Origin of the sequence: Rhizobium sp. TBD182, from assembly GCF_001950375.1 — a bacterium.
In the GTDB taxonomy this organism is placed as follows: Bacteria; Pseudomonadota; Alphaproteobacteria; order Rhizobiales; family Rhizobiaceae; genus Agrobacterium; species Agrobacterium tumefaciens.
The window spans coordinates 247,049-271,556 of record NZ_BDLN01000004.1 but is presented as its reverse complement, the minus strand read 5'-3'; the positions used below and the strand labels follow the sequence as shown (position 1 = coordinate 271,556).

The 24,508-nt window shown below is 58.7% G+C and carries 28 protein-coding genes; 12 read left to right on the top strand and 16 right to left on the bottom strand.

The window, feature by feature from the left end; translation table 11 throughout:
• Positions 1–5 precede the first annotated feature (5 nt).
• The 5 genes from T18_RS15460 to sdhC form a co-directional block, all read right to left on the bottom strand.
• Positions 6–548 carry a protease inhibitor Inh/omp19 family protein gene (locus T18_RS15460; RefSeq protein ID WP_003516719.1) on the bottom strand — a complete coding sequence of 181 codons (543 nt, stop codon included), beginning with the start codon at positions 546–548 and terminating at the stop codon, positions 6–8.
• A 205-nt stretch (positions 549–753) separates the two neighbouring features.
• Positions 754–1,533, bottom strand: a complete 780-nt coding sequence (locus tag T18_RS15455; protein ID WP_003516718.1) for a succinate dehydrogenase iron-sulfur subunit — start codon at positions 1,531–1,533, stop codon at positions 754–756.
• A gap of 15 nt (positions 1,534–1,548) precedes the next feature.
• Positions 1,549–3,390 carry a succinate dehydrogenase flavoprotein subunit gene (sdhA, locus tag T18_RS15450; RefSeq protein WP_013636888.1) on the bottom strand — a complete coding sequence of 614 codons (1,842 nt, stop codon included), beginning with the start codon at positions 3,388–3,390 and terminating at the stop codon, positions 1,549–1,551.
• Positions 3,391–3,397: 7 nt separating this feature from the next.
• On the bottom strand, positions 3,398–3,778 hold the full coding sequence (sdhD, locus tag T18_RS15445) for a succinate dehydrogenase, hydrophobic membrane anchor protein (RefSeq protein WP_003516716.1): 381 nt from the start codon (positions 3,776–3,778) through the stop codon (positions 3,398–3,400).
• Between the two features lie 14 nt (positions 3,779–3,792).
• The gene (sdhC, locus tag T18_RS15440; protein ID WP_013636889.1) at positions 3,793–4,185 is read right to left on the bottom strand and encodes a succinate dehydrogenase, cytochrome b556 subunit; all 393 of its coding nucleotides are present in this window, start codon (positions 4,183–4,185) and stop codon (positions 3,793–3,795) included.
• Between the two features lie 306 nt (positions 4,186–4,491).
• Between sdhC and T18_RS15435 the strand changes: the two genes are divergently transcribed.
• Positions 4,492–4,860, top strand: a complete 369-nt coding sequence (locus T18_RS15435; protein WP_038492360.1) for a hypothetical protein — start codon at positions 4,492–4,494, stop codon at positions 4,858–4,860.
• 5 nt (positions 4,861–4,865) lie between these two features.
• Here T18_RS15435 and T18_RS15430 read toward each other — a convergent pair whose 3' ends face one another.
• The 5 genes from T18_RS15430 to tsaD form a co-directional block, all read right to left on the bottom strand.
• Positions 4,866–5,510, bottom strand: a complete 645-nt coding sequence (locus T18_RS15430) for a class I SAM-dependent methyltransferase (protein ID WP_038492363.1) — start codon at positions 5,508–5,510, stop codon at positions 4,866–4,868.
• Between the two features lie 7 nt (positions 5,511–5,517).
• Positions 5,518–5,961: an EVE domain-containing protein gene (locus T18_RS15425; protein ID WP_003516712.1), complete on the bottom strand. Its 444-nt coding sequence runs from the start codon at positions 5,959–5,961 to the stop codon at positions 5,518–5,520.
• A gap of 6 nt (positions 5,962–5,967) precedes the next feature.
• Positions 5,968–6,261, bottom strand: a complete 294-nt coding sequence (locus T18_RS15420; RefSeq protein ID WP_003516711.1) for a YciI-like protein — start codon at positions 6,259–6,261, stop codon at positions 5,968–5,970.
• An 86-nt stretch (positions 6,262–6,347) separates the two neighbouring features.
• Positions 6,348–7,331 carry an NAD(P)H-dependent glycerol-3-phosphate dehydrogenase gene (locus tag T18_RS15415; RefSeq protein WP_038492366.1) on the bottom strand — a complete coding sequence of 328 codons (984 nt, stop codon included), beginning with the start codon at positions 7,329–7,331 and terminating at the stop codon, positions 6,348–6,350.
• Complete coding sequence (tsaD, locus tag T18_RS15410; RefSeq protein WP_013636893.1) at positions 7,331–8,428, bottom strand: tRNA (adenosine(37)-N6)-threonylcarbamoyltransferase complex transferase subunit TsaD; 1,098 nt, start codon at positions 8,426–8,428, stop codon at positions 7,331–7,333. The genes T18_RS15415 and tsaD overlap by 1 nt, the downstream gene beginning before the upstream one ends.
• A 73-nt stretch (positions 8,429–8,501) precedes the next feature.
• Between tsaD and hemC the strand changes: the two genes are divergently transcribed.
• The 6 genes from hemC (at position 8,502) to T18_RS15380 (ending at position 14,523) form a co-directional block, all read left to right on the top strand.
• Entirely contained in the window at positions 8,502–9,431 is a 930-nt protein-coding gene (gene hemC / locus T18_RS15405) for a hydroxymethylbilane synthase (RefSeq protein ID WP_038492370.1), read from the top strand.
• A 4-nt stretch (positions 9,432–9,435) separates the two neighbouring features.
• Positions 9,436–10,176: a uroporphyrinogen-III synthase gene (locus tag T18_RS15400; RefSeq protein WP_038492373.1), complete on the top strand. Its 741-nt coding sequence runs from the start codon at positions 9,436–9,438 to the stop codon at positions 10,174–10,176.
• A 73-nt stretch (positions 10,177–10,249) separates the two neighbouring features.
• On the top strand, positions 10,250–11,692 hold the full coding sequence (locus T18_RS15395) for a COG4223 family protein (protein WP_038492376.1): 1,443 nt from the start codon (positions 10,250–10,252) through the stop codon (positions 11,690–11,692).
• A gap of 3 nt (positions 11,693–11,695) precedes the next feature.
• Complete coding sequence (locus T18_RS15390) at positions 11,696–13,303, top strand: heme biosynthesis protein HemY (RefSeq protein WP_038492379.1); 1,608 nt, start codon at positions 11,696–11,698, stop codon at positions 13,301–13,303.
• A gap of 10 nt (positions 13,304–13,313) precedes the next feature.
• On the top strand, positions 13,314–13,802 hold the full coding sequence (locus T18_RS15385) for a TerB family tellurite resistance protein (RefSeq protein ID WP_003516699.1): 489 nt from the start codon (positions 13,314–13,316) through the stop codon (positions 13,800–13,802).
• Positions 13,792–14,523: a glutamine amidotransferase gene (locus T18_RS15380; RefSeq protein WP_003516697.1), complete on the top strand. Its 732-nt coding sequence runs from the start codon at positions 13,792–13,794 to the stop codon at positions 14,521–14,523. The genes T18_RS15385 and T18_RS15380 overlap by 11 nt, the downstream gene beginning before the upstream one ends.
• 12 nt (positions 14,524–14,535) lie before the next feature.
• Here T18_RS15380 and T18_RS15375 read toward each other — a convergent pair whose 3' ends face one another.
• Complete coding sequence (locus T18_RS15375) at positions 14,536–15,768, bottom strand: MFS transporter (protein WP_038492382.1); 1,233 nt, start codon at positions 15,766–15,768, stop codon at positions 14,536–14,538.
• A 137-nt stretch (positions 15,769–15,905) separates the two neighbouring features.
• On the opposite strand from T18_RS15375, the gene T18_RS15370 reads away from it, so the two are divergent.
• Positions 15,906–16,196: a YggT family protein gene (locus T18_RS15370; RefSeq protein ID WP_003516688.1), complete on the top strand. Its 291-nt coding sequence runs from the start codon at positions 15,906–15,908 to the stop codon at positions 16,194–16,196.
• Positions 16,193–16,504, top strand: coding sequence for a DUF167 domain-containing protein (locus T18_RS15365; RefSeq protein WP_038492385.1), 312 nt, complete (start codon positions 16,193–16,195; stop codon positions 16,502–16,504). The genes T18_RS15370 and T18_RS15365 overlap by 4 nt, the downstream gene beginning before the upstream one ends.
• 14 nt (positions 16,505–16,518) lie before the next feature.
• On the opposite strand, the gene ppa is transcribed toward T18_RS15365, so the two are convergent.
• From ppa to T18_RS15345, 4 genes are all read right to left on the bottom strand, one after another.
• Positions 16,519–17,052, bottom strand: a complete 534-nt coding sequence (ppa, locus tag T18_RS15360) for an inorganic diphosphatase (protein WP_003516686.1) — start codon at positions 17,050–17,052, stop codon at positions 16,519–16,521.
• 169 nt (positions 17,053–17,221) lie between these two features.
• Positions 17,222–17,728: a GNAT family N-acetyltransferase gene (locus T18_RS15355; RefSeq protein ID WP_003516685.1), complete on the bottom strand. Its 507-nt coding sequence runs from the start codon at positions 17,726–17,728 to the stop codon at positions 17,222–17,224.
• Positions 17,729–17,943: 215 nt separating this feature from the next.
• Entirely contained in the window at positions 17,944–19,764 is a 1,821-nt protein-coding gene (typA, locus tag T18_RS15350) for a translational GTPase TypA (protein WP_003516684.1), read from the bottom strand.
• Positions 19,765–19,913: 149 nt separating this feature from the next.
• Positions 19,914–21,974 carry a M3 family metallopeptidase gene (locus tag T18_RS15345; protein WP_038492388.1) on the bottom strand — a complete coding sequence of 687 codons (2,061 nt, stop codon included), beginning with the start codon at positions 21,972–21,974 and terminating at the stop codon, positions 19,914–19,916.
• 176 nt (positions 21,975–22,150) lie between these two features.
• Here T18_RS15345 and T18_RS15340 point away from each other — a divergent pair, with 176 nt between their 5' ends.
• The 3 genes from T18_RS15340 (at position 22,151) to T18_RS15330 (ending at position 24,364) form a co-directional block, all read left to right on the top strand.
• Positions 22,151–22,576 carry a hypothetical protein gene (locus T18_RS15340; protein WP_013636902.1) on the top strand — a complete coding sequence of 142 codons (426 nt, stop codon included), beginning with the start codon at positions 22,151–22,153 and terminating at the stop codon, positions 22,574–22,576.
• A 133-nt stretch (positions 22,577–22,709) separates the two neighbouring features.
• On the top strand, positions 22,710–23,165 hold the full coding sequence (locus T18_RS15335; RefSeq protein WP_003516681.1) for a MarR family winged helix-turn-helix transcriptional regulator: 456 nt from the start codon (positions 22,710–22,712) through the stop codon (positions 23,163–23,165).
• Positions 23,166–23,185: 20 nt separating this feature from the next.
• The gene (locus T18_RS15330; RefSeq protein WP_075807725.1) at positions 23,186–24,364 is read left to right on the top strand and encodes a multidrug effflux MFS transporter; all 1,179 of its coding nucleotides are present in this window, start codon (positions 23,186–23,188) and stop codon (positions 24,362–24,364) included.
• Positions 24,365–24,419: 55 nt separating this feature from the next.
• Here T18_RS15330 and T18_RS27740 read toward each other — a convergent pair.
• Positions 24,420–24,508: hypothetical protein (locus T18_RS27740; RefSeq protein ID WP_323455231.1), on the bottom strand; the 89-nt coding region annotated here is incomplete at its 5' end.

The following is a 24,508-nucleotide window of genomic DNA, read 5'->3' as shown; positions in this document are numbered from 1 at the left end:
ATGCTCTATCGGCTGAGGCTCAGCGGCTGGCCGCTATTCGTCGTGCCGTCAAAACGCGCATCGGCGCTCTTGTAGACGCGGCCGATCGTATCGCCGGAACGGTTCTTGAAGAGGACCATCTTGCCGGACACTTCCCATGACCCCATCGCCGTGAGTTCGCCGGAGCAGCCACGCGTGCCGCCACGAGAACCGCTGCCGAGATTGGTAAGCGTCAGGAACATGTCGCAATTGGCGCCGCCATTGGAAACACGCCAGTTGCCGACCATGGATTCCTTGGTGACATCAAGCGCCGTTGTCGGCGGAGCGGCCGACGCCATATCAGTGCCGCCAGGCGTCGCAGAAGCGGGTGCCGACGGGAACTGACTGCCGGAAGCACCACCGGGTGGCGGCAGGGCGCCAGACTGAACGGAGGGAACCGGCTGTGCCTGCAACGGCGGCGTATAACCGGGATTGTTGCTGGTGTTGTTGTTGTAATCGTAGGAGGTACGTTGGCAACCGGCCAGGCTCATTACAACCGCAAGACCCGTCACCACATATCTGAATTGCATATCAAGCTCCCGATTCTCTCGCTTCCGGAAAGACCATGATCAAACAAGAAGGCTGAATTATTACCAAAGCCTTATCTTGCGCAAGCGATGGCTGGGATAATTACCATTTCGGTCGATTTTTACCGAAATTTCCCGCGCCCGGTTGTAAAAAAGGGCCGCAGTCCAAACCGCGGCCCGATAGATTTTCTGTCCAAACGAATCGTCTTCAGACGCGACGCTCGACCATCATCTTCTTGATTTCCGCGATCGCCTTGGCCGGGTTGAGACCCTTCGGGCAAGCCTGCGCGCAGTTCATGATGGTGTGGCAGCGATAAAGACGGAACGGATCTTCGAGATCATCAAGACGTTCGCCGGTTGCTTCGTCGCGGCTGTCGATCAGCCAGCGATAGGCTTGCAGCAGAACGGCGGGGCCGAGGTAACGGTCGCCGTTCCACCAGTAGCTGGGACAGGAAGTGGAGCAGCAGGCGCACAGAATGCACTCGTAGAGACCGTCGAGCTTCAGGCGGTCCTCATGGCTCTGCTTCCATTCCTTGGCAGGCGTCGGCGAAACCGTCTTCAGCCACGGCTCGATGGAGCGGTGCTGCGCGTAGAAGTTCGACAGGTCCGGAACGAGGTCCTTCACCACTGGCATATGCGGCAGCGGATAGACCTTCACCGTTCCCTTGATCTCTTCCATGCCCTTGGTGCAGGCGAGCGTGTTGGTGCCGTCGATGTTCATAGCGCAGGAACCGCAAATGCCTTCACGGCAGGAGCGGCGCAGCGTCAGCGTCGGGTCGATATTGTTCTTGATGTACAGCAGCGCATCGAGAACCATCGGCCCGCAATCGTCGATATCGATATAATAGGTATCGATGCGCGGGTTCTGGCCATCATCCGGGTTCCAGCGATAGATCCGGTATTCGCGAACGTTCTTGGCACCATCCGGCTTCGGCCAGACTTTGCCTTCGCTGATCTGGGAATTCTTGGGGAGAGCGAGTTCAACCATATCCAGTTCCTCAAATCAGTAGACGCGAGCCTTCGGCTCGATCTTTTTCGGATCGATGCCGTCGGCGATCAGGTCGGTGTGAACAGGGCGGTAGTCGAGCTTGACATCACCTTCAGGGCTGACCCAGGCAAGCGTGTGCTTGCGCCAGTTCACGTCGTCGCGACCGCCGAACGGACCATCGACGAAATCCTCACGGGCATGCGAACCGCGGCTTTCCTTGCGCGCTTCCGCGCCATAGACCGTGGTGATCGCGTTGGCCATCAGATTGTGCAGCTCGAGCGTTTCCACCAGATCGGAGTTCCAGACCATCGAACGGTCGGTAACCTTGACGTCAGGCAGTTCCTTCCAGATGGCGGAAATGCGCTGGCAACCGCTTTCCAGCGATTCCTGTGTGCGGAATACGGCGGCATCGTCCTGCATGGCGCGCTGCATCTTGTCACGCAGCACCGCCGTCGGCGTCGAGCCGTTGGCATAACGCAGGCTGTCGAAGCGATCCATGATCTTGTCGCAGGCAGCCGTGTCGAGAGCAGGAACCGGCGCATCGCGGTCGATGACCTGGGCTGCACGGATGGCGGCAGCGCGGCCGAAGACCACAAGGTCGATCAGCGAGTTGGAGCCGAGGCGGTTCGCGCCGTGAACCGAGGCGCAACCGGCTTCGCCAACGGCCATCAGGCCGGGAGCGATGCGTTCCGGGTTCTCGGCGTTGGCGTTCAGCACTTCGCCCCAATAGTTGGTCGGAATGCCGCCCATATTGTAGTGAACGGTCGGCAGGACCGGGATCGGCTCGCGCGTCACGTCAACGCCGGCGAAAATCTTGGCACTTTCGGAAATGCCCGGAAGACGCTCGTGCAGGATCGCCGGATCAAGGTGATCGAGATGCAGGAAGATGTGGTCCTTGTTCTTGCCGACGCCACGACCCTCGCGGATTTCCATCGTCATGCAGCGAGACACCACGTCACGCGAAGCAAGGTCCTTCGCCGAAGGAGCATAACGCTCCATGAAGCGCTCGCCTTCGGAGTTGACGAGATAACCGCCCTCGCCGCGCGCGCCTTCGGTGATCAGGCAGCCCGCGCCGTAAATGCCGGTCGGGTGGAACTGAACGAATTCCATATCCTGAAGCGGCAGGCCGGCACGTGCGATCATACCGCCGCCGTCGCCGGTGCAGGTATGAGCCGAGGTCGCCGAGAAATAGGCGCGGCCGTAACCACCGGTCGCCAGCACCACCATCTTGGCGGAGAAGCGATGGATCGTGCCGTCATCGAGGTTCCACGCCACGACGCCGGTGCAGCGGCCATCGGGCGCCATAATGAGATCGAGCGCGAAATATTCGATGAAGAATTCCGCATTGTTGCGCAGCGACTGGCCATAAAGCGTGTGCAGAATGGCGTGGCCGGTACGGTCGGCAGCGGCGCAGGTGCGCTGCACCGGCGGGCCTTCGCCGTAGTTCTGCATGTGGCCGCCAAACGGGCGCTGGTAGATCTTGCCCTCGGCATTGCGCGAGAAGGGCACGCCGTAATGCTCCAGCTCATAGACCGCCTTTGGCGCTTCCATGGCGAGATATTGCATCGCGTCGACGTCGCCCAGCCAGTCGGAGCCCTTTACGGTGTCGTAAAGGTGCCACTGCCAACAGTCGGGCGTCATGTTGGTGAGAGAAGCGGCGATGCCGCCCTGCGCCGCGACCGTGTGGGAGCGCGTCGGGAAAACCTTGGTGATGCAGGCCGTGCGGAACCCCTGTTCCGCCATGCCGAGCGTTGCGCGCAGACCCGCGCCGCCGGCGCCCACCACGATCACGTCATAGGAGTGATCGACGTAGGTGTAAGCCTTGCCATTCTGGGAAGGTGAACTGATCGATGCCATGGCCGATTTATCCTGCGAATGCGATTTTCAGAATGGCGAAGATGCAAAGACCGCCAATGAGAACCGCGAAAAACGTATTGAGCATCAGAAGAACGAGCTTCGAAACCTCGCCGTGCACGTAGTCTTCGATGATGACCTGCATGCCGAGCTTCATGTGAATGAGGCCGGAAACCAGCACCAGACCCATGATGACCGCAACGAGAGGGTTGGAAAGCGCCGCCGCAACTTCCGGATAGGGAGCGCCGGCATATTTGATGAGAAAGACCACGAAGAAGATCAGCAAGGGCACGTTGGCGACGGCCGTAAGGCGCTGGCGCCAGAAATGGTCGGTGCCTTCCTTGGCGGAGCCGAGGCCACGAACCTTTCCGAGAGGTGTACGCATATCCATGACAGGCTATCTCCTTAGCGCACGATCAGGGCGATGACCCAGATCAGCGCGGTCAGACAGATCGACGCTACAAAGGTCGCCTTGGCGAGTTTCGTGTTGAAGTTCTTCTCGAAGCCATGGCCGAGATCCCACATGAAGTGGCGAAGGCCGCCCAGCATGTGGTGAACGAGAGCCCAGGTATATCCGATCAGGATAAGCTTGCCGATGATCGTACCCATTGCCCAGCTGACCCAGTCGTAATAGGCAGGGCCGGAAGCAAGTGCGATAAGCCACCAGGCGACAAGAAGCGTTCCGAAATAAAGCGCCGCACCCGTGATGCGGTGCACGATGGATGCGACCATCGTCGGAATCGGCTTGTAAATTTGAAGATGCGGCGACAGAGGCCGGTTATTTGTCACGTTCGCCATCAGAACCTCGCGGCGTTTTCCCGTGCACCCGTCAGATCGGGCGCCCCCAAGCAACAGCACATGACGAAAGAATGTGCATTGCACCAACCGCGACGTTTAATCACATGGGAGCATCACGACAAGCACATTTCATGACCGATTCCAATTTAATCGATTGGTTCACGAATTTTTTTTGGAATTTTTTTGCTCGAAAATAAAAAAACGAGCATTTCCAAGATTTACGCATTCAAAATATTTACCTTTACGTAATTTCGAAATCATGTAATTTACTATTCGTTAACCAAAAAAATCCGGAGAATGAGGCTCATGTTACAGCGTCGAATCGCAGCTCTGGCGGTGATGACTGCAGGCATTATTTTCACGGCACTGCCTCCTGCGGCGGCAGGTGATTTTTACAGTCGCCACCATTATCAGCATCGTCAGTCACAGTTGAGCTTCTCCACGGACGGACTGCCCTCCACCCTTTCCGGCGGCACTTATGTGGGTGGAATATCCGCCTTGAGGGTCCGCGGGAACGGCAATTATTTCGCGATCAATGGTGGGCTTTCGCGACAAGGCGCAACCGTCAATATGGGCGCGCAGCTGGCACCGAAGGCGAAAATCATCAACGTCCGCGCCGAAACGACAGACGACGCCTGCGATTACCAGCACGGCGTCTGCATCATCAGGCCCTGATATAATCAGACAAAACGCCAGACGGTGGTTTTTTTGACTTCACTGTCTTCCAGAGCCCGCGTCACCGGCACCTGATAGGTTGCCTCGGCGTAAAGGCGCTGTTTGGGCAGGTAGGCCCGCCCCGGATCGCCGACGAGTACGGTCACGCCCCTATCCGCCAGTTCCAGAAACCAAGGCACGAGGAGATCGGCAAAGGCGCGATCATAAAACACGTCGCCCGCCAGCAGAACATCCGCCTCAACCGGCGTCCCAACCAGATTGCGGCCGGTAAAATCGATGGCCACACCATTGAGAGCCGCATTCAGCCGAATGGCCGTTTCCGTCCACGGATCGATATCGGCGGCTAAAACAGCCGCGGCGCCCGCCTTTACGGCGGCAATGGCGACCAGTCCGGAACCGCTGGCGAAATCCAGCACACGTTTGCCGGAGACACTTTCAGGATGATCGAGAACGTAGCGGGCAAGCCCCTGTCCACCAGCCCAGGCGAAAGCCCAGAATGGCGGCGGCAGGCCGATCTCTTCCAACTCCTCCTCCGTCTTCAGCCACAGCTCATGCGCTTCGGTCGCAAGATGAAGGCGCAATTCCGGCACATGTGGTGGATGCATGATGCCGGTATTGTCGAGAATGAAGCGTTCGGGATCGGTCCTCACCGAAAGCTCAGTCCGGAGATTTCGGTGGATTGGAAAGGCCACCCATGCGGCAGACTTCGAGATATTCCTCTTCCGTCACAGGCTGCACCGAAAGCCGCATGGATGTGACCAGCGACATCTTTTCGAGTTTCGGATTGGCCTTCACATCCTTCAGCGAAACCGGTTTAGGCATGTCGCAAACAGCGCGGATATCCACGCAATCCCACTTCAGATCGCCCTCTGCGGTCGAATCCGGGTGCGAAAGGGCGCAGACTTCCACGATGCCGACGACATCAAGCCCTTCATTCGAGTGGTAGAAAAAACCCTTGTCGCCGATTTTCATGGCGCGCATGTTGTTGCGGGCCTGATAATTGCGCACGCCGGTCCATTCTTCGCCGGCCTCGCCCTTGGCCTTCTGCATTTCCCAGGACCATTTGAACGGCTCAGACTTGTAAAGCCAGTAATTCGCCATGGCCGGTCACGCCCCCGGATTGTTGAAGACCCAGTTATAGGGCTTCACATCCACGCTTTCGAACAGGCCGGCCTTTGCATAGGGATCGGCATCGGCAAGGGCCTTGGCCGCATCGATGTCGGCAGCTTCCACGATGACAAGGCTGCCATTCGGCTTGCCTTCGGCATCCAGAAACGGTCCGGCAATCTTCAGCGTGCCTTCGGCGTTCAACTTGTTCAGGTGCTCCAGATGAGCCGGGCGCGTGTCCATGCGCACGTTCAGATGGCCGGGCTTGTCTTTGCAGATAAAGGCAAACAGCATTTTCGTCTCCTCGCTGGCGCATGCCTCCCAAAAGTGTAAGCGGTTTTGGGACCAGGACATGCGTAAAAACTATTCGAAGGCCACACTCATTCAGTGGTGATGGGCCTTGTCATCAATTGTTGCATGGCGCTCGCCACGTCCAGATTGCCGTCGATGATGGCCGCAACCGCCTCGGTCACCGGCATGTCGACAGCGTGATGTTCGCCGAGCCGGGCGGCAACGGCTGCCGCAAAGGCGCCCTCCACCAGCCCGCCGGACATGTCCTTGCCTTCGCCCCGGCCAAGCGCGATGCCGAAACGCAGGTTTCGCGACTGGTGGCTTGTGGCGGTCAGCACGAGATCGCCAAGGCCGGAAAGACCGCGCACGGTATCGGCCTTGCCGCCCATGGCAACGACCAGACGCGACATCTCGGCAAGCCCCCGCGAAATCAACGCCGCCCGTGCGGAATCGCCGAGGCCCGCACCTTCAACGATGCCGGTGGCAATGGCGAGCACATTCTTCAGCGCGCCGCCAAGCTGCACGCCCGTGCGGTCGGTCGAGGCATAAAGCCTGAAGGTTCTCCCGGAAATCGTGGTCGCCAGCCGCTCGGCGATGACAGCGTCTTCCGCCGCTATCGCCATCGCCGTCGGCAGTCCGCGCGCGATATCGGCCGCAAACCCCGGACCGGAGAGAACGGCGATTGGATGATGCGGCAGTTCCGCTTCCAGAAGTTCCGTCAGCAGCCGGCCGGACACCCGGTCGATGCCCTTGGCGCAGGTAACGATGATACAATCATTAGCCAGATAAGGACCGTAATGGCGCGCCGCATCGGCATGGGCCTGAGAGGGCATGGCAAACAACACGATGCCTGCATCGGCCAGCACATCCGGCTCAACGGAAAATTCCAGCGCATCCGGCAGGTCTACACCCGGCAGGACAGCCTCGTGAATACGATCAGCCCTAAGATCGGCCATCAGGGACGCATCACGGCCGAGCAGGGTCACGTCATGCCGGTTCTCCAGCGCGATGACGACGGCGAGCGCGGTTCCGAAGGCGCCAGCGCCGATGACGACGATTTTCTCCCGCTGCATCAGGCCTTGGCTCCCCTTTTGCCGAAACCGATCAATGTCTCCGCGCTGCCATCAAGCGGCCAGCGCGAGCGCGGCGCGATCTCCAGCGCATCGGGTTCCCGGCCGCATGCCATCCGCTCCAGCCCGGCCCAGGCAATCATCGCGGCATTGTCGGTGCAGAGCCGGTGCGGCGGTGCGACAAAGCGGAACCCGTGGGCATCACAAAGCGCCTGGAGGGTCTGGCGGATTTCCGTATTGGCGGCAACGCCGCCGGCCACGACCAAAGCGGGCTCCGTCTCGAGATGCGGAAACTCTTCCTTAAAGCGCGCAAGGCCACGGCCGATACGGTCCTTCAGCGTGCGTGACACCGCCTTCTGGAAGGAGGCGCAGATATCGGCAATATCCTGATCCGAAAGCGGAGCGATCGCGGTTGCCGCCTGCCGCACCGCTGTCTTCAGACCGGAGAAGGAAAAATCAAGTCTCGTCTCGCCGACCATCGGGCGCGGTAGTGCAAAACGGTCAGGGTTGCCTTTCGCTGCTGCCTTTTCAACCGCAGGCCCGCCGGGATAGGGCAATCCCAGAAGCTTAGCAGTCTTGTCGAAGGCTTCCCCAAGCGCGTCATCAATGGTCGTACCCCAGCGCTCGTATTCACCCACACCGCGAACCAGCACAAGCTGGGTGTGGCCGCCGGAGACCAGCAGCATCAGATAGGGGAAGGAAAGACCGTCGGTCAGACGCGCCGTCAGCGCATGGCCTTCGAGATGGTTGATGGCGTAAAGTGGCTTGTCTGCAGCCTTCGCAATCGCCTTACCGGTCATCAGGCCCACCAGCAGACCGCCAATGAGGCCGGGGCCGGATGTGGCCGCGATGGCATCGACGTCCGCAAGGGTGACACCCGCCTGTTCCAGCGCTTCTTCCACCAGCGTGTCCAGCGCCTCGACATGGGCGCGGGCAGCAATTTCGGGCACCACGCCGCCATAGGCGCTGTGTTCCTCAAGCTGCGACAAAACGACGTCGGACACGATCTCGCCACGTCCGTCCGCATGCCGAACCACAATGGATGCAGCGGTTTCGTCACAGCTTGTCTCTATGCCGAGGATACGAAGAAAGGGGGTCATCAATTCTGTTCGTTCATTGCGATCATGCGCTGAGTTGGTCTAAGACAACTCCGGTAACAATGGATAGACGCGGATGCAAACAAAACCTTTCCGAATCGGCACGCGCGGCAGCCCTCTGGCGCTCGCACAGGCTTACGAGACCCGTAACCGGCTGATGTCGGCACACGGTCTGCCGGAAGATATGTTCGAAATCGTCGTGCTTTCCACCAAGGGTGACCGGATAACCGACCGCGCTTTGTCGGAGATCGGTGGCAAGGGCCTGTTCACGGAAGAACTGGAGAGCCAGCTTCTTTCCGGCGAGCTCGATATTGCCGTGCATTCCTCCAAGGACATGCCGACCGTTTTGCCGAAGGGCCTTTATCTTTCCGCTTTCCTGCCGCGCGAGGATATGCGCGACGCCTTCATTGGTCGCACCGCACCAAAGCTTCTGGAACTACCGCAGGGCGCCGTTGTCGGCTCCGCATCCTTGCGCCGCCAAGCGCTGATCCGCCGCCTGCGTCCGGACCTGAGCGTCATCATCTTTCGCGGCCAGGTCGAAACCCGCCTGCGCAAACTGGAGGAAGGCCAGGCGGATGCCACGCTTCTCGCCTTTGCCGGCCTGAAACGGCTGGGCATGGAGAACGTCCCGACGGACATTCTCGACCCGAAGGATTTTCCACCAGCCCCCGCGCAGGGCGCGATCTGCGTCGAGAGTCGTATTGGCGACACACGCATGGACGAGTTGCTTTCACCTATCAACGACATACCCACCTACGATGCCGTTACCTGCGAGCGCGCCTTTCTGGCCGCCCTCGATGGTTCCTGTCGCACCCCGATTGCGGGCTTTGCTACCTGCCACGGCGAGGAACTTCATTTCTCCGGCCTGATCCTCACACCGGACGGACAGACGAGCCACAGCGTCGAGATTTCCGGTGCTCGCAAGGATGCCAAGGACTTGGGTCGCAAGGCCGGTGAAGACGTACGTGCCAGGGCAGGCAGCAACTTCTTCGACGGCTGGAGCTGAGCCGATGCGGATCGTCGTCACCCGGCCGCTTCGTTCGGGCGAAAAGACGGCCGCAAAGCTTGAAGCCCTCGGTCACGAGCCGGTGCTTCTTCCGCTGTTTCATCCCGTCCACCACGGCGAGCGCGCCATATCAGCGCTGTCGGAGCCGCTGTCGGCCATCGCCGTGACCAGCGCCGAGGCCTTGCGGGCGCTTAGAGACTTCCGCCACCGACTTGCGCCCCATCTTTCGAAACCGCTTTTCGCCGTCGGCGAGGCGACGGCGGAAGCGGCGAGGGAAGTTGGCTTCCAAAACGTCCTCACCGGATCTGGCGATGCGGTGGCTCTCGCCGGGCTTGTCACGGAGCATCGCCCCCTAACGGAGAGCACAGATCCATTGCTCTATCTTGCCGGCACGCCGCGAGGCGCCGTGTTCGAGGACGGAATTGCCGCTGCGGGAATTTCCTTCCGGACCGTCGATTGTTACGAAATGCAGCCGTCAGATCTTTCAGACGATATGCTCGAAACAGCACTTGTGAAGACAGCTGCCGATGTAGTCCTGCTCTATTCGTCGGAAGCCGCACGGGCCTTTTTCCGCCACGCATCGTCGGAAAAATATGTGGCGGCGCTGACCACCACACAATTCGTCTGCATCAGCCGCAATGTGCTTTCACTGGTTCCGGAAATCTTCCGCGCGAACGCCGCAGCCGCCGAAGGGGCAAACGAGGCAGCCATGTTTGAACTTCTCCACCGAAAGTCTGGAACCTAATTCAGGCTCGCCTCTTTCCTTTGCCGCCGTCACTGACTAGGTTTAGACTATTGCAGGCAGAAATGAGGTTGTCATGGTATCGGGAAAGCCGCCACGCCACTCCAAGTCCAACGCCGAACCGGTCACCATCGACCTGGACGCAAAAGACGTGAAAGCAATTTCCGCCGACGTGGATGCTGCGAAGACTGATGACAAGACCGGCGAGACGACACCGGCAGCAGCTCAGCCAAACGTTCCTCCCAAGCCAGAAGCAGCCGAAACGTCCAGCCCGGCTCCCGTTTGGGAACAGACGCATAAAACACCCATAGAGCCTGCACCGAACGTTCACAAGGCGGAACCGGCAACCGGCAAGCCCCAGGTGGAAAAACCTGCCGACAAACAGCCCGAGACAGCTTCGCCAAAACCCGAAGCGAAACCGGTGACCAGCGCGACTGACGCAAGCGCTGCTTCCGCTTCCTCGGCGGGCGCAAAGCCTGCGACTTTTGCTTCCACATCGTCGTCCGCAGCATCCGGAAGCGCGACTACTGGTACGAAGCCATCGACAGGCGCGTCATCCTCCGGACCGGCCAAGCCATCCACGCCACAGCAACCCGAGCGCAAACAGGCGGCAACCTCCGGTGTGATCGCGGCGGGTATCGTGGGTGGCCTCGTGGCGCTCGCAGCTGCCGGCAGCATGCAATATGCCGGCATTCTGCCCTCGTTTAATGTGAGCAAGACCGGAAGCGATGAGATTGCCGCATTGAGAACCGAGCTAGGGAGCCTGCGTCAGCAGCTCGCCAATGTTCCCGCGGCAGGAGGGGATACCTCGGCGCTGGAACAGCGCATCGCCGCTCTTGAGGGCGCAAAGGGCGAAGCCCCGCAGGTGGACGCACTTTCGGAAAAAATAACCGCGCTGGAATCCGCGCTCACGTCAGAGCGTTCCGCGCAGGCCTCAGCAACGGCGGAACTGACACGCCGCCTGACTGACGCGGAAACCAAGATCAACGAACCGCGCGACGATATAGAAGTCGCCCGCGCCATTGCGTCGGCCGCACTGAAAGCCGCGATCGATCGCGGTGGGCCGTTCCTCACTGAACTCGACACATTGTCTAAGGTAACCCCGGACGATCCGGCAATCGCATCCTTGCAGTCTTTCGCCGCAACCGGCGTGCCGTCGCGCTCGGAGCTGATGCAGAAATTCCCCGACGTTGCGAATGCGATGCTTTCGGCGATCAATCGGCCCGACCCAAATCAGGGCATCATGGAACGTCTGACGGAAAGCGCCTTTTCGCTGGTGAAGGTCCGCCCCGTCGGAAACATCGAAGGCGAGACCCCCGACGCCATGATCGCGCGCATGGAAAACAAGTTGCGCAACGGAGATCTGCAGGGTTCGGCACTTGAATGGAATGGGCTTCCCGAGGCCGCCAAGACAGCATCCGCCGACTATAAAAAATCTCTGGATGCGCGCATCGAGGTCGAAAACCTGGTGGGAGGCACGTTAAACCGCGCCATCACCAGCACCGGCAAGCAGGGGTAAGGCATGACCAGAATTCTGACTTTCGTCCTCATCGTTCTGGCGCTCGGTTTCGGTTTCTCCTGGCTGGCGGACAGGCCCGGTGTCCTCTCAATCGTCTGGCAGGGCCAGCTGATCGAAATGAGCCTGATGGTCGCCGCCTCCATCGTTGCTGCACTGGTTGCGGCCGTCATGCTGGTCTGGTGGGTCGTCAATGCCATATGGACATCGCCGAACGCGGCACGACGCTATTTTCGCGCCCGCAAGCGCGACCGTGGTTATCAGGCGCTCTCCACCGGCCTCATCGCCGCCGGCGCCGGCAACGCCATTCTGGCCCGCAAGATGACGGCCCGCACGCAGGGGCTTCTCAGTGCTGATCAGGAGCCGCTGATCCACCTGCTCGATGCGCAAGCCGACCTCATCGAAGGCAAATATGACGAGGCGCGGCGCAAATTCGAGGCGATGGCCCGCGATCCTGAAACCCGCGAACTTGGCCTTCGCGGCCTTTATATCGAGGCGCGCCGACAGGGAGCCCATGAAGCAGCCCAGCAATATGCCGAGGACGCAGCCGAAAAAGCCCCTTACCTGCCCTGGGCAGCACAGGCGACACTGGAAACCCGCTGCCGCAATGGCGAGTGGGATGACGCGATCCGCCTGCTCGACCAGCAAAAAGCAGCAGGCGTCATCCAACGCGGCGAGGCTGAGCGGCTGAAAGCTGTGCTTCTTACCGCAAAGGCCGGTGAAAAACTGGAGAGCGACCCGGTGGGTGCGCGCGAAGACGCAAAACAAGCCCTGAAGCTTGCAAAAAGCCTTGTGCCCGCAGCATTGATCGCAGCAAAATCCTATCTGCGCGAAGACAATCTGCGCAAGGCCGCAGCGGTTCTGGAACCGGTATGGAAGAACGATCCCCACTCGCAGATCGCCGATCTCTATGTTCGGGCGCGCAGCGGCGATACGGCCATTGATCGCCTTAAACGTGCCGAACGGCTTGAGAGCCTGAAACCCAACAACATCGAATCCCTGTTTGCCGTGGCGCAGGCAGCTCTCGACGCCAAGGAATTTGCCAAGGCGCGTGCCAAAGCGGAAGCCGCCGCCCGGATCGAGCCGCGCGAAAGCATCTTCCTGCTGATGGCTGACATCGAGGAAGCCGAAACCGGCGATCAGGGGCGGGTGCGTTACTGGATGGCGCAGGCGCTGCGCGCACCGCGTGATCCCGTCTGGGTGGCAGATGGTGTCACTTCGGAAAAATGGCTTCCGGTTTCGCCGGTGACAGGCCGTCTCGACGCCTTCGAGTGGAAAGCGCCTTTTGGCCAGCTTGAAGGACCTGTCGAAGACCTGACAATCGAAAATGCGATTGCAGCAGCACCGGCAAGGACCGAACAGGCTCCGACCCCGATCGTTGTTGAAGTGGCACCTCAGCCCATTGTTGTGACAAAATCCGCACCCATCGAGGTCAAGCCGGACGTATCTGCCCGGAAGGAGAAAAAGCCGGCAACAAATGAAGTTCCGGTGGAAGCCAGGCCAGCGGATGCGAAGACAGAACCAGTGCCATTTTTCGGTGGTGCACCGGATGATCCCGGCGTCAAGAAACCCGGCGTGGAAGCCGAACCCAAAACCCGGCTAAAACTCTTCTGACAGGCTATCGATGTTCAACCAGATCCAGTCGTTTATACAAAACCTCGTTGGCCAGCATGCGGATGAATTCAGCCCCGATGATCTGAGGGTCGCGGTGGCCGCCCTCTGTTTTCAGGTAATGGAAGCGGACGGCACGGTCTCCAAAAGCGAACGTGATCGCCTTCGTGAGATCCTCCACGACTATTATCATCTCGATGCCGGCAAGCTGGACGCGCTTCTTGCCGCAGGCCAGGAGGCCGGCAAGGAAGCCGTAGACTATTATCGCTTCACCACCGATATCCGCCGCCATCTCGATGAAGAGCAGCGCGTGGAGCTTATTGGCATCCTATGGGATATTGTTTACGCTGACGGCGAACGAAGCGAGATGGAAGATCATGTGATCTGGCGCGTGGCCGATCTACTCGGTGTTTCCGTGCGCGACAGGGTTCTGCAACGTCAGCAGGCCGCCACCAGGTCCGGACCCGCTGAAGAAAGCGAAAACGAAGACGATGCTGTTTGACCCCTCCAGGCAACAGAGAAAACAACCTTCGCTGCTCGTCATCCTGCATCAGGAACGTTCCACGCCCGGCCGCGTCGGCCAGATGCTGGTGGAAAAAGGCTATCGGCTGGATATAAGGCGCCCCGCGCTTGGAGACGATCTGCCGCAAACGCTGGAGAAACATGCGGGCGCCATCATCTTCGGCGGCCCGATGAGCGCCAACGACCCGCATGACTATATCAAAGCCGAAATTGACTGGCTGAAAGTGCCGCTGAAGGAAAACAAACCCTTTCTCGGCATCTGCCTCGGCGCACAAATGCTGTCCAAACATCTGGGTGGTAAGGTAGAGGCCGACCGTGAAGGCAAGGTGGAAATCGGCTGGTATCCGCTTCATGCGACCGAACACGGGCGATTGCTGATGCCGCATTGGCCGAAGATGGTCTATCATTTCCACCGCGAAGGGTTCGATTTGCCGCGGGGAGCGGAGCTTCTGGCATCGGGCGAAACCTATCCCAACCAGGCTTACCGATACGGAAAAAACGCCTGGGGCCTTCAGTTTCACGCAGAACTGACCCGCGCGATGATGCACAGCTGGGTGGTGCGTGGCGCACAGCGCTTCGGCATGCCCAATGCGCAGGTCGGCAGCCAGCATCTGGAGGGGCGCATGTTGTTCGACACACCGCTCCGGTCCTGGCTTGGCAATTTCCTTGATCTGGTTTTCGAAGGCAAACCGCAGCGCTGAGGCGCGTCAGCGTCAGCGTGGTGCGTCGAGATTATCGATCCTGCGCAGCTTCGAAAAGCCGAGTGCCCAGATGACCGCAACCGCAAGCGTGCCCGCCCCGCCGATGACGACGGCTGGCACGGCCCCGACGACATGGGCCATGGTGCCGGCACGGAACTCGCCCAGCTCGTTGGACGCCCCGACAAACACCATGTTCACCGCATTCACGCGTCCGCGCACCTCATCCGGCGTCCAGAGCGCAATCAACGTTTCCCGCACATAAACCGACACCATGTCCGATGCGCCCATGACCACCAATGCGGCAATGGATACCCATGCCGTTTCGGAAAGTCCGAATATGACGGTGGAAATGCCGAAAAACCCGACACCGACGAACATCAGCAGTCCGGCATGGTGGCGGATGGGCCTGAACGCCAGAATGACCGCGACGGTTATGGCGCCGATACCGGGTGCCGCGCGCAGAAGCCCAAGCCCCCAAGGCCCGAGTGTCAGCACTTCCTTGGCGAAAATCGGCATCAGGGCGACAGCGCCGCCGAGCAACACGGCAAAAAGATCGAGCGAGATGGCGCCGAGAACCACTTTTTCCTGCGAGATGAATTTGAACCCGGCCAGCATGGTCTCGAGGCTGATCGCTTTCGCCGGACCCCGTTGCTCCGGTTTGCGGATCGTCACCGCCAGCATAGCGGACACGATGAACAGCACGAGCGCCACGCTATAGGCCACGGAAGCGCCGAGACCATAAAGCAGGCCACCGGCGACAGGGCCAAGAATGGACGCCATCTGCCATGAAGAGGAGTTCCAGGCGATGGCGTTCGGCAAATCCTCGACAGGCACAAGATTGGGAGCCAGCGATTGCACCGCCGGCCCCATGAAAGCCCGCTCTATGCCGAACACGACGAGAATGGCAAAGACCGGCCAGGGAGAAAAGCTGTGTGCCAACGTCAGGCCGAGCAGAGCCGCCGCGCAACCGGCCGCGATCAGAAGGCATAAGGCCATAATGCGCCGGCGATTGTGCCTGTCCGCCACCGTTCCAGTGACAAGGATCAAAAGCAGCGATGGCAGAAACTGGAAAAGACCGATCAAGCCGAGATAAAAGGCATTGCCGGTGACCTCATACATCTGCCAGCCCACGGAAACGCTGACGATCTGGATTGCGAAGGCCGAAAAAAACCGGGCGCTGAAAAAACGGCGATAGGAACTATGCCGGAATGCACCGAAGCGGTTTTCGGCAGAAGGCAGGGACATCGGCTGGGTGCTCTCGAGACAATATGAGAAGTCTGCAATAGAGCGATACGACAAGAATCGCCAGCCCTATAGGCGCAACACTTGCCGGTTCACGAGCGAATGTCTAAATGTCTTGCAATCAAGATACGGAGATATTGATGCTTGCCCTGTTTCAGACCATCGATCTGGCTTTGAACCTCTATACGTGGGTGCTGATCGCCAGCGCCATTTTTTCCTGGCTTTACGCCTTCAACGTCATCAACTCCCGCAACCAGTTCGTGAATGCCATCGGCAGCTTTCTGGTCAACGTCACCGAGCCGGTTCTGCGCCCAATCCGTAGCATTCTGCCTAATCTCGGCGGCATCGATATTTCGCCGATCATCCTGCTGCTGATCATCTTCTTCATCCGCTCCTTCATGTGGAATACGCTCTATCCCATGGTCGCTTGAGCGACCTCTGGCAAAAACACGGCGATCACATACGCCTGTCCGTTCGCCTCACCCCGAACGGGGGACGCGATGCCATTGACGGCGTGGAGCAGGATGCTGACGGAAATGCCCATCTGAAGGGCCGCGTCAGCGCAGTACCTGAAGGCGGCAAGGCGAACAAGGCCCTGGTCATTTTGCTGGCGAAAAAACTCGGACTGCCCAAATCGTCCATCACCTTCATTTCAGGTGAAACAGCGCGTAAAAAAATCCTCCGGATCGATACCGACCCGGAGGATTTCGAAAAGCTTTTTAGAAAGCTGGGAGTCTAAAGCAACGGCTGAAATCAGCCCTGCGTCTTGTAGCGCTCGATGGCTTCGACGATAAGCTTCTTGGCAACGTCGACATCCTGCCAACCGCCCATCTTCACCCACTTGCCGGGCTCCAGATCCTTGTAGTGCTCGAAGAAGTGCTCGATCTGCTTCAGCGTGATTTCCGGCAGGTCGGTGTAGTTGTGGACCTTGTCGTAACGGCGCGTCAGCTTCGGAACCGGAACGGCGAGGATCTTCTCGTCCTTGCCGCCGTCGTCTTCCATGATCATGACGCCGATGGGGCGCACATTGATCACGCAGCCAGGAACCAGCGGGCGGGTATTGCAGATAAGAACGTCGATCGGGTCGCCATCGTCGGAAAGCGTGTGCGGCACGAAGCCATAGTTACCCGGATAGGTCATTGGCGTGTAGAGGAAGCGATCGACGATCAGCGCACCGGCGTCCTTGTCCATCTCGTACTTGATCGGCTGGCCGCCAACCGGCACCTCGACAATAACATTCACGTCTTCCGGCGGATTCTTGCCAATGGAAATTGCATCGATACGCATTCGCTTCCCTCATTCGACGGGGTTGGATTTGGTTTTCGATACTGGGAAAGTCGCCGTATTGCAACATGGCTTTAGGTGGATAAGGCAGAATGCCGAATTTGAGGGCATCGGGATTGCGAATGGTCGACCGGAAAAAATGAAACCGGCGTGAAATCACCCGGCTGCGTACTCAGTTCCAGACGAAACCGATCTTGCGCAGTGACCTGCCGCCGAAATCTTCCATGCCCTCGGCGATGTCCCGGCCGCCATGCGAACGGAAAAACCGATTGGCGACCTCGCTATCTTCGAGGCACCAGACCACAACACCATTGCAGCCGAGCGAGGTCAGCAGCCGGCGAGCTTCCGTGAACAGCAGCGAGCCAAGCCCGATGCCCTGATATTCCGGCCGCAGATAAAGCTCGTAGATCTCGCCGTCATGCGGCAGCCCACGCGCACGGCTTAAGCCCAGCGTGGCATATCCGGCAACCACGCCCTTCACTTCCACCACCAGCATGGTTGCGGAACCCCGGGTCGCCTTCTTCCACCAGATTTCGCCGCGGCGCTCCAGCATCTGCGTCAGCGGTCGGTGCGGGATCAGCCCGGCATAGGCCTGTTGCCATGACAGACGGTGCGCTTCGGCTATTGCGCGCGCATCTTGCGGTTCGGCTCGGCGAACATCTATGGATAACGTTTTCATAACGCGATTCTGGCCCCGACCATGAAAACTTGCCAGCCATAAAGGTTAACGACAGCAAGCTTACCCACAGCCTATTCATGTGGACGACCGAGAAAAATTAACGCATCCTTAACCTTTGACACAAGGGTCTTTCGACTCATGCACAAATAAAACATGCGCATAAAAAAACCCGGCTCGCGGCCGGGTTTTTTCAAATTCTTGACGGGAAGCCGCAATCAAACTGCGAGCTTCGCCTTTTCGAAGCGCTTGCGATCGTTGGCGTCGAGGAACATCTTGCGCAGACGGATGGACTTCGGCGTCACTTCCATCAGCTCGTCGTCCTGAATCCAGGAAAGCGCGCGGTCGAGCGTCATGCGGATCGGCGGCGTCAGCTTTACGGCTTCATCCTTGCCAGCGGCGCGGATGTTGGTCAGCTGCTTGCCCTTCAGCACGTTCACTTCGAGATCGTTATCGCGAGAGTGAATGCCGATAATCATGCCGGCATAAACCTTCTCACCCGGCTCGATGATCATCGGGCCACGATCTTCCAGGTTGAACATGGCGTAGGCGACAGCTTCGCCCGAACCGTTCGACAAAAGAACGCCGTTAACGCGACCAGCAATCGCACCCTTGTACGGCTGATAGTCGTGGAACAGACGGTTCATGATCGCCGTGCCGCGCGTGTCGGTCAAAAGTTCCGACTGGTAGCCTATCAGGCCGCGGGTCGGAGCGTAGAACTTCAGACGAACGCGATTACCGCCGGACGGACGGAGCTCAGCCATTTCAGCCTTGCGCTCGGACATCTTCTGAACGACGACTCCGGAATGCTCTTCATCGACGTCGATCACGACTTCTTCGATCGGCTCCATCATGGCGCCGTTCTCATCCTTGTGCATGACAACGCGCGGACGCGAAACTGCAAGCTCGAAGCCTTCGCGACGCATGGTTTCGATGAGAACTGCCAGCTGCAATTCGCCACGCCCGGAAACGAAGAACGAATCCTTGCCTTCAGCCTCTTCAATCTTCAGCGCGACGTTGCCTTCGGCTTCCTTGAACAGACGGTCGCGGATGACGCGGCTCGTGACCTTGTCGCCTTCGGTGCCGGCAAGCGGGCTGTCGTTGACGATGAACGACATGGTAACGGTCGGCGGATCGATCGGCTGTGCGGTCATCGCCTCGGTGACGGAAGGGTCACAGAAGGTATCGGCAACAGTGCCCTTGGAAAGACCAGCGATGGCGACGATGTCACCCGCATGGGCTTCATCGATGGACGTGCGCTCAATGCCGCGGAATGCGAGGATCTTGGAAATACGACCGGTTTCGATCGTCTTGCCGTCCTGGCCAAGTACCTTCACGGCCTGGTTCGGCTTGATCGAACCGGAAGCGATACGGCCGGTGATGATACGGCCGAGGAAGGGGTTGGCTTCGAGGATGGTACCGATCAGACGGAACGGGCCTTCTTCAACCGTAGGCTCCGGAACATGCTCGAGAACCAGATCGAGCAACGGTGCAAGACCCTGATCCTTCGGACCTTCTGGGTTGACGTTCATCCAGCCGTCACGGCCGGAACCGTAAAGGATCGGGAAGTCGAGCTGCTCGTCGGTAGCATCGAGGTTTGCGAAAAGGTCGAAAACTTCGTTGATGACTTCTTCATGGCGGCCATCCGGACGGTCGATCTTGTTGATCGCGACGATCGGGCGAAGACCAACCTTCAGTGCCTTGCTGACGACGAACTTCGTCTGCGGCATCGGGCCTTCGGAACTATCGACCAGAACGATCGCGCCATCCACCATCGACAGGATACGCTCAACTTCGCCGCCGAAATCGGCGTGGCCGGGGGTGTCGACGATGTTGATGCGAACACCCTTCCACTCCACCGAAGTCGCCTTGGCAAGAATGGTGATGCCGCGTTCCTTTTCGAGATCGTTGCTATCCATCACGCGTTCCGCAACGCGCTGGTTGTCGCGGAACGAGCCGGACTGCTTCAGAAGCTCGTCAACGAGCGTCGTTTTTCCATGGTCAACGTGCGCGATAATCGCGATGTTGCGAATTGCCATTGTTCAAAATCTCTGAGGTTGGGCGCTACCGTCGGGAGATGCGCCAATTTAGTTTGGCGCGCTCATAACCTTTTTTTTGCAAATGCGAAAGGGGGGCATTGTCATATGCCCCCTGCGCTCAGGTTCTAGCTCAAGAATATGACAGTCTTTTATACGAGGCCGCGCTTCAAAAGCATGGCATCGGGACTTGGCATCTTGCCGCGAAAAGCGAGATAGGCCTCCTCCGGATCGATCGAGCCACCGACTGAATAGATATTCTCTTTCAGCTTGCGCGCCATTTCACCATCGAAGGCGTTGCCGGTTTCCTCGAAGGCAGAAAACGCGTCGGCGTCCAGCACCTCCGACCACATGTAGGAGTAATAACCGGCCGAATAACCATCACCGGAAAACACATGCTGGAAATGTGGCGTCGCATGCCGCATGACGATGGAGTTCGGCATGTTCAGGGCGGAAAGCACCTCACCTTGCACGACCATGGGATCGCCGACGCTGTCACGGGTATGGAACGCCATATCGACGATAGCCGAAGAAGTGAATTCCACCGTGCTGAAACCGGCATTGAAGGTCTGTGCTGCCAGAACCTTGTCCAGCAGCGCCTTTGGCATCGGTGCCCCGGTTTCATAATGCAGGGCATATTTCTCCAGAATTTCCGGCACGGTCAGCCAGTGTTCGTAAAGCTGCGACGGCAACTCAACGAAATCGCGCGACACACCCGTTCCGGAAACGGAAGGATAAGTGACATCAGATAACATGCCGTGCAGGGCGTGACCGAATTCGTGAAACAGCGTGCGCGCATCATCGAGCGAAAGCAGCGCAGGCTTCCCCTCTGCCGGTTTTGCAAAATTGCAGACATTGTAGATGATCGGTATTTCACCGACAGTGCCGTTCTTCAAAGGCAGCTTGTGCTGCGACTGGAACGAACTCATCCACGCGCCGGAACGCTTGGACGGGCGGGCGAAATAATCGCCGAGGAACATGGCCTTCAGGTCGCCCTTGTCGTCGCGGATTTCAAAAACCCGCACATCGGGATGATAGGCGGCGACACCCTTGATCTCGACGGCACGAATTGCAAAGAGCCGGTTGGCCACATCGAAACACGCATCGACGATCTTTTCCAATTGCAGATACGGCTTCAATTCAGTCTCGGAGAAGCTGAATTTCTGTGCCCGCAGCTTTTCGGCGTAATGGCGCCAGTCCCAGGGCATCACCTCGTGGTTCTTGCCCTCCGCGGCGATGATGGCGGCAAGTTCAGCCTCCTCCTCACCCGCGCGCAGCACGGCCTTTTCCCAGACCTGGCCCAGAAGACCGTTCACGGCATCCGGCGTTTTTGCCATCGTGTCGTCCAGCTTGTAGGCAGCAAAATTCTTGTAGCCGAGAAGCTGTGCCTTTTCCTCACGCAGTTCCAGCGTACGGCGGACGGTTGCGCGGTTGTCGGTATCGCCACCATTTTCGCCGCGAGCCACCCAGGCCTTGAAGGCTTGCTCGCGCAAGTCGCGGCGTTCGGAGAAGGTCAGGAATGGCTCGATGATGGAGCGGGAAAGGGTAACGGCAAATTTGCCGTCTTCGCCATGTTCGCGCGCGGCACCCGCCATGGCATCACGCAGAAAACCGGGAATGCCGGAAAGCTCGTCATCGGTAGAAAGCAGGAGCTTCCAGCTCTTTTCATCCGCCAGAACATTCTGCCCGAATTTGGCACCGAGACCGGCAAGCTCTTCATTGATGGCCGCCAGACGCTCCTGACGGTCCTTCTGCAACTTTGCGCCGGAGCGCACGAAACCCTTCCAGTGCCGTTCGAGAACGCGTTTTTCCTCGCCGGTCAGGGAAAGCGCATCGCGCGTTTCCCACAGCGTGTCGATGCGTCTGAACAGCGCCTCGTTCATGCCGATCTTGGAATAGTGCCGTGACATTTTCGGCGCGATTTCCCGCTCCAGTGCCTGAATGACGCTGTTGGTGTGGGCACCCGCCTTGTTCCAGAACAGCGCCGAAATGCGCGAGAGTTCGTCGCCTGCGATTTCAAGCGCGGTCACGGTGTTTTCGAAGGTCGGCGCCTGCGGATTGCCGGCAATCGCATCGATTTCCTGTTCATGGGACAAAAGGGCGGCTTCAAAGGCCGGAGCAAAATCCTCATCCTTGACCGCATCGAATTTCGGCAGACCGTTCTGACCGTTCCAGGTAACGAGTGCGGGATAGGGCGCGGTCGTGGATGGCATTTCATCTTCCTTGTACAATTCCGGTTTACGCCCATATGGGCATGCCTCCACCGCCAATTCAATATGCCGGAATTTGGTGTGGAAGACATGATCGTCAACACCGCCAAGTATTGACCGGCATGTCGACGGCATGTTTTGATTTCTCGTAATAATATCCCATGATGGAGATATGTATTATGGAGATTTATTCTTTAAGGTCTGCCAATAGTTTCATTTTCAGGGACAATTCCAAAAACAGCAGACCCGTGGGAAGCCCCGATTTCGGCAAGGCAGCCCCATCCGACGCGGCCACCGGCTTTGAAGAAACGATAGACCGCATCGATTTCACCCGCGTCAGCCCCCGGCAATTGCGGGAAATCGCGCAGGAATATTACGACACCGGAAAAATCAGCCACGATACCTGGCTTGAGCTTTCGTCCGAACTTCCGGCACAGACGCTGAATGCCAATGGCGAGGTGATTGACATTGCCGACGTGACCGACGACACGGATTTCGACTTCGTGACGTATTTTTCTGACCGGATCGAGATTGCCCGTTCCATTGGCACAACGGATGAAGTGGAAAAAATGCAGGACGTATTGTCTTTTTTTGCTTCGACGTGACGATGACAGGCAATGTTGTTGGACGTCCCGCAATCGAACTGACGAATACTTTACGCAATTTTCGATAATATGATTTATGCGCCATTGCTTATCGTCCGAAACTTAGTAAGGCTGGCTTACCAAAAGGCGAAGCATGGGCACACGCGAAAAAGATTCATTGGCATTTTTGCTGAACAGCGGCGCACGCCTGCTGAACAGTGCATTTGAGCGCCGTATCTCGGAAGCCGGACTGGGCCTTACCCCCGGCGAAGCAAGAGCATTGCTGACAGTTGCGGTTATCGATGGCAGCAAACAGGCTGACATCGCCGCCCGTCTCGGCATCGAACCCATGACGATCTGCGCCTATCTCGACAAGTTGCAGTCACTCAATCTGATAGAACGCCAGCAGGACCCGCAGGACAGGCGTTCCAAACGTATCGTCCTGACGAAAACCTCCGCCGACATGCTGGAAGCTGTCGGTCATGAAATCGACCAGCTCGTTCTTCAGGCCACACAGGGACTGAACGAAGAGGAAGTCGCGCTTTTCCGTAGCTTCCTGCAGACGCTTCGCAACAATCTGCAACCGGAACAGCAGGGCCAGAACGGCTGATCGCAATGTCGAAAACGATCATGTCCAGAAAGCGCACGGCTTTGCTCGGAGCATTGCTGACAGCGCTGGCGCCCATTTCCATGTCGATTTACACGCCGGCCATGCCGGAACTGACACGGGTTTTCGCAACCACCGAGTCCGCCATAAAACTCAGCCTGTCGCTCTATTTTGCCGGTTTTGCCTTAGCCCAATTGCTTGCCGGGCCGGCATCCGATGCCTTCGGGCGGCGCAAGGCGAGCCTCGTCTTCCTGTCGATCTTTCTGGGCGGTGGTGTGCTCGCCCTCTTGGCCCCAACCATCGAAGTGCTGCTGTTCGCGCGCCTCGTTCAGGGCATCGGCGCTTCCGTTGGCATGACTGTTGCGCGCGCCGTGGTGCGCGATCAGTTCACCGGCCCGGAAGCCTCCAGCATCATGAACCTCATCGGCATCATGCTGGCGATCGGCCCTGCGATGGGGCCGACGATCGGTGGTCTGTCACTTGCGGCTTTTGGCTGGCAATCGGTGTTTTTCCTCATGGCCGGTCTCGGAGCTATCGCCATCCTTTCGGTGGTGCTTTTTCTGCGTGAAACGACGGTGCCTGACAAAACCAGGATCCGACCCCGACACCTTCTGTCGGCCTATGGCACATTGCTGAAGCAGCCATGTTTTCTTCTGGCCGCCCTCGTGCTCGGCGGCTCCATCGGCGCACTTTATGCGCAAGCCACCATGCTGACCTTCATCCTTATCAACGAAGTCGGCATGTCTCCCACGGCCTTCGGTGTCGGCATGCTGATGCAAACAGGCGCCTATTTCTTCGGTTCGATTGCGTTGCGTTACATCGCGCCAAGACTGGGCGACCGGCGTTCCGTCGTGCTTGGCCTTTGTTTTTCCGGCACGGGCGGTCTTCTCATCATGCTGTCGGTTTTCCTCGTGCCGCCATCCTTCCTCTCCATCATGGGGCCCGTCGCAGTGGCGACCGTCGGGATCGCGCTGTTGACGCCTTCGATGGTCACCGCGGCCCTCGCCCCCTTCCCGCATATCGCCGGCTCGGCATCGGCCATGATGGGTTTCATCCAGATGGGATCTGGCTTTGCGGGTGGGGCAATGGCCTCGCTCATTGGTTCCCCGCTGACCAGCTTCGGCATCATCATTCCGGTTATGGAATTCGTGGCCGTTGCCAGCTACATCGGCTTTCGCGCCGTTTCCAGAAGAGAGACATGAAAAAACCCGCAGGCGTTGCCACCTGCGGGTTTTTCCAATTCATGCTTCAGCAGAATTACTTGCCGAGATTACGCTTCGCAAGGGTGCGCAGGCGCAGGGCATTGAGCTTGATGAAGCCAGCTGCGTCCTTCTGGTCATAAGCAC

Coding starts and splice junctions, on each gene's coding strand:
- T18_RS15460 (WP_003516719.1), bottom strand. CDS start 548: ATGCAATTCAGATATGTGGTGACGGGTCTTGCGGTTGTAATGAGCCTG.
- T18_RS15455 (WP_003516718.1), bottom strand. CDS start 1,533: ATGGTTGAACTCGCTCTCCCCAAGAATTCCCAGATCAGCGAAGGCAAA.
- sdhA (WP_013636888.1), bottom strand. CDS start 3,390: ATGGCATCGATCAGTTCACCTTCCCAGAATGGCAAGGCTTACACCTAC.
- sdhD (WP_003516716.1), bottom strand. CDS start 3,778: ATGGATATGCGTACACCTCTCGGAAAGGTTCGTGGCCTCGGCTCCGCC.
- sdhC (WP_013636889.1), bottom strand. CDS start 4,185: ATGGCGAACGTGACAAATAACCGGCCTCTGTCGCCGCATCTTCAAATT.
- T18_RS15435 (WP_038492360.1), top strand. CDS start 4,492: ATGTTACAGCGTCGAATCGCAGCTCTGGCGGTGATGACTGCAGGCATT.
- T18_RS15425 (WP_003516712.1), bottom strand. CDS start 5,961: ATGGCGAATTACTGGCTTTACAAGTCTGAGCCGTTCAAATGGTCCTGG.
- T18_RS15420 (WP_003516711.1), bottom strand. CDS start 6,261: ATGCTGTTTGCCTTTATCTGCAAAGACAAGCCCGGCCATCTGAACGTG.
- T18_RS15415 (WP_038492366.1), bottom strand. CDS start 7,331: ATGCAGCGGGAGAAAATCGTCGTCATCGGCGCTGGCGCCTTCGGAACC.
- tsaD (WP_013636893.1), bottom strand. CDS start 8,428: ATGACCCCCTTTCTTCGTATCCTCGGCATAGAGACAAGCTGTGACGAA.
- hemC (WP_038492370.1), top strand. CDS start 8,502: ATGCAAACAAAACCTTTCCGAATCGGCACGCGCGGCAGCCCTCTGGCG.
- T18_RS15400 (WP_038492373.1), top strand. CDS start 9,436: ATGCGGATCGTCGTCACCCGGCCGCTTCGTTCGGGCGAAAAGACGGCC.
- T18_RS15395 (WP_038492376.1), top strand. CDS start 10,250: ATGGTATCGGGAAAGCCGCCACGCCACTCCAAGTCCAACGCCGAACCG.
- T18_RS15390 (WP_038492379.1), top strand. CDS start 11,696: ATGACCAGAATTCTGACTTTCGTCCTCATCGTTCTGGCGCTCGGTTTC.
- T18_RS15385 (WP_003516699.1), top strand. CDS start 13,314: ATGTTCAACCAGATCCAGTCGTTTATACAAAACCTCGTTGGCCAGCAT.
- T18_RS15380 (WP_003516697.1), top strand. CDS start 13,792: ATGCTGTTTGACCCCTCCAGGCAACAGAGAAAACAACCTTCGCTGCTC.
- T18_RS15375 (WP_038492382.1), bottom strand. CDS start 15,768: ATGTCCCTGCCTTCTGCCGAAAACCGCTTCGGTGCATTCCGGCATAGT.
- T18_RS15370 (WP_003516688.1), top strand. CDS start 15,906: ATGCTTGCCCTGTTTCAGACCATCGATCTGGCTTTGAACCTCTATACG.
- ppa (WP_003516686.1), bottom strand. CDS start 17,052: ATGCGTATCGATGCAATTTCCATTGGCAAGAATCCGCCGGAAGACGTG.
- T18_RS15355 (WP_003516685.1), bottom strand. CDS start 17,728: ATGAAAACGTTATCCATAGATGTTCGCCGAGCCGAACCGCAAGATGCG.
- typA (WP_003516684.1), bottom strand. CDS start 19,764: ATGGCAATTCGCAACATCGCGATTATCGCGCACGTTGACCATGGAAAA.
- T18_RS15345 (WP_038492388.1), bottom strand. CDS start 21,974: ATGCCATCCACGACCGCGCCCTATCCCGCACTCGTTACCTGGAACGGT.
- T18_RS15340 (WP_013636902.1), top strand. CDS start 22,151: ATGGAGATTTATTCTTTAAGGTCTGCCAATAGTTTCATTTTCAGGGAC.
- T18_RS15335 (WP_003516681.1), top strand. CDS start 22,710: ATGGGCACACGCGAAAAAGATTCATTGGCATTTTTGCTGAACAGCGGC.
- T18_RS15330 (WP_075807725.1), top strand. CDS start 23,186: ATGTCCAGAAAGCGCACGGCTTTGCTCGGAGCATTGCTGACAGCGCTG.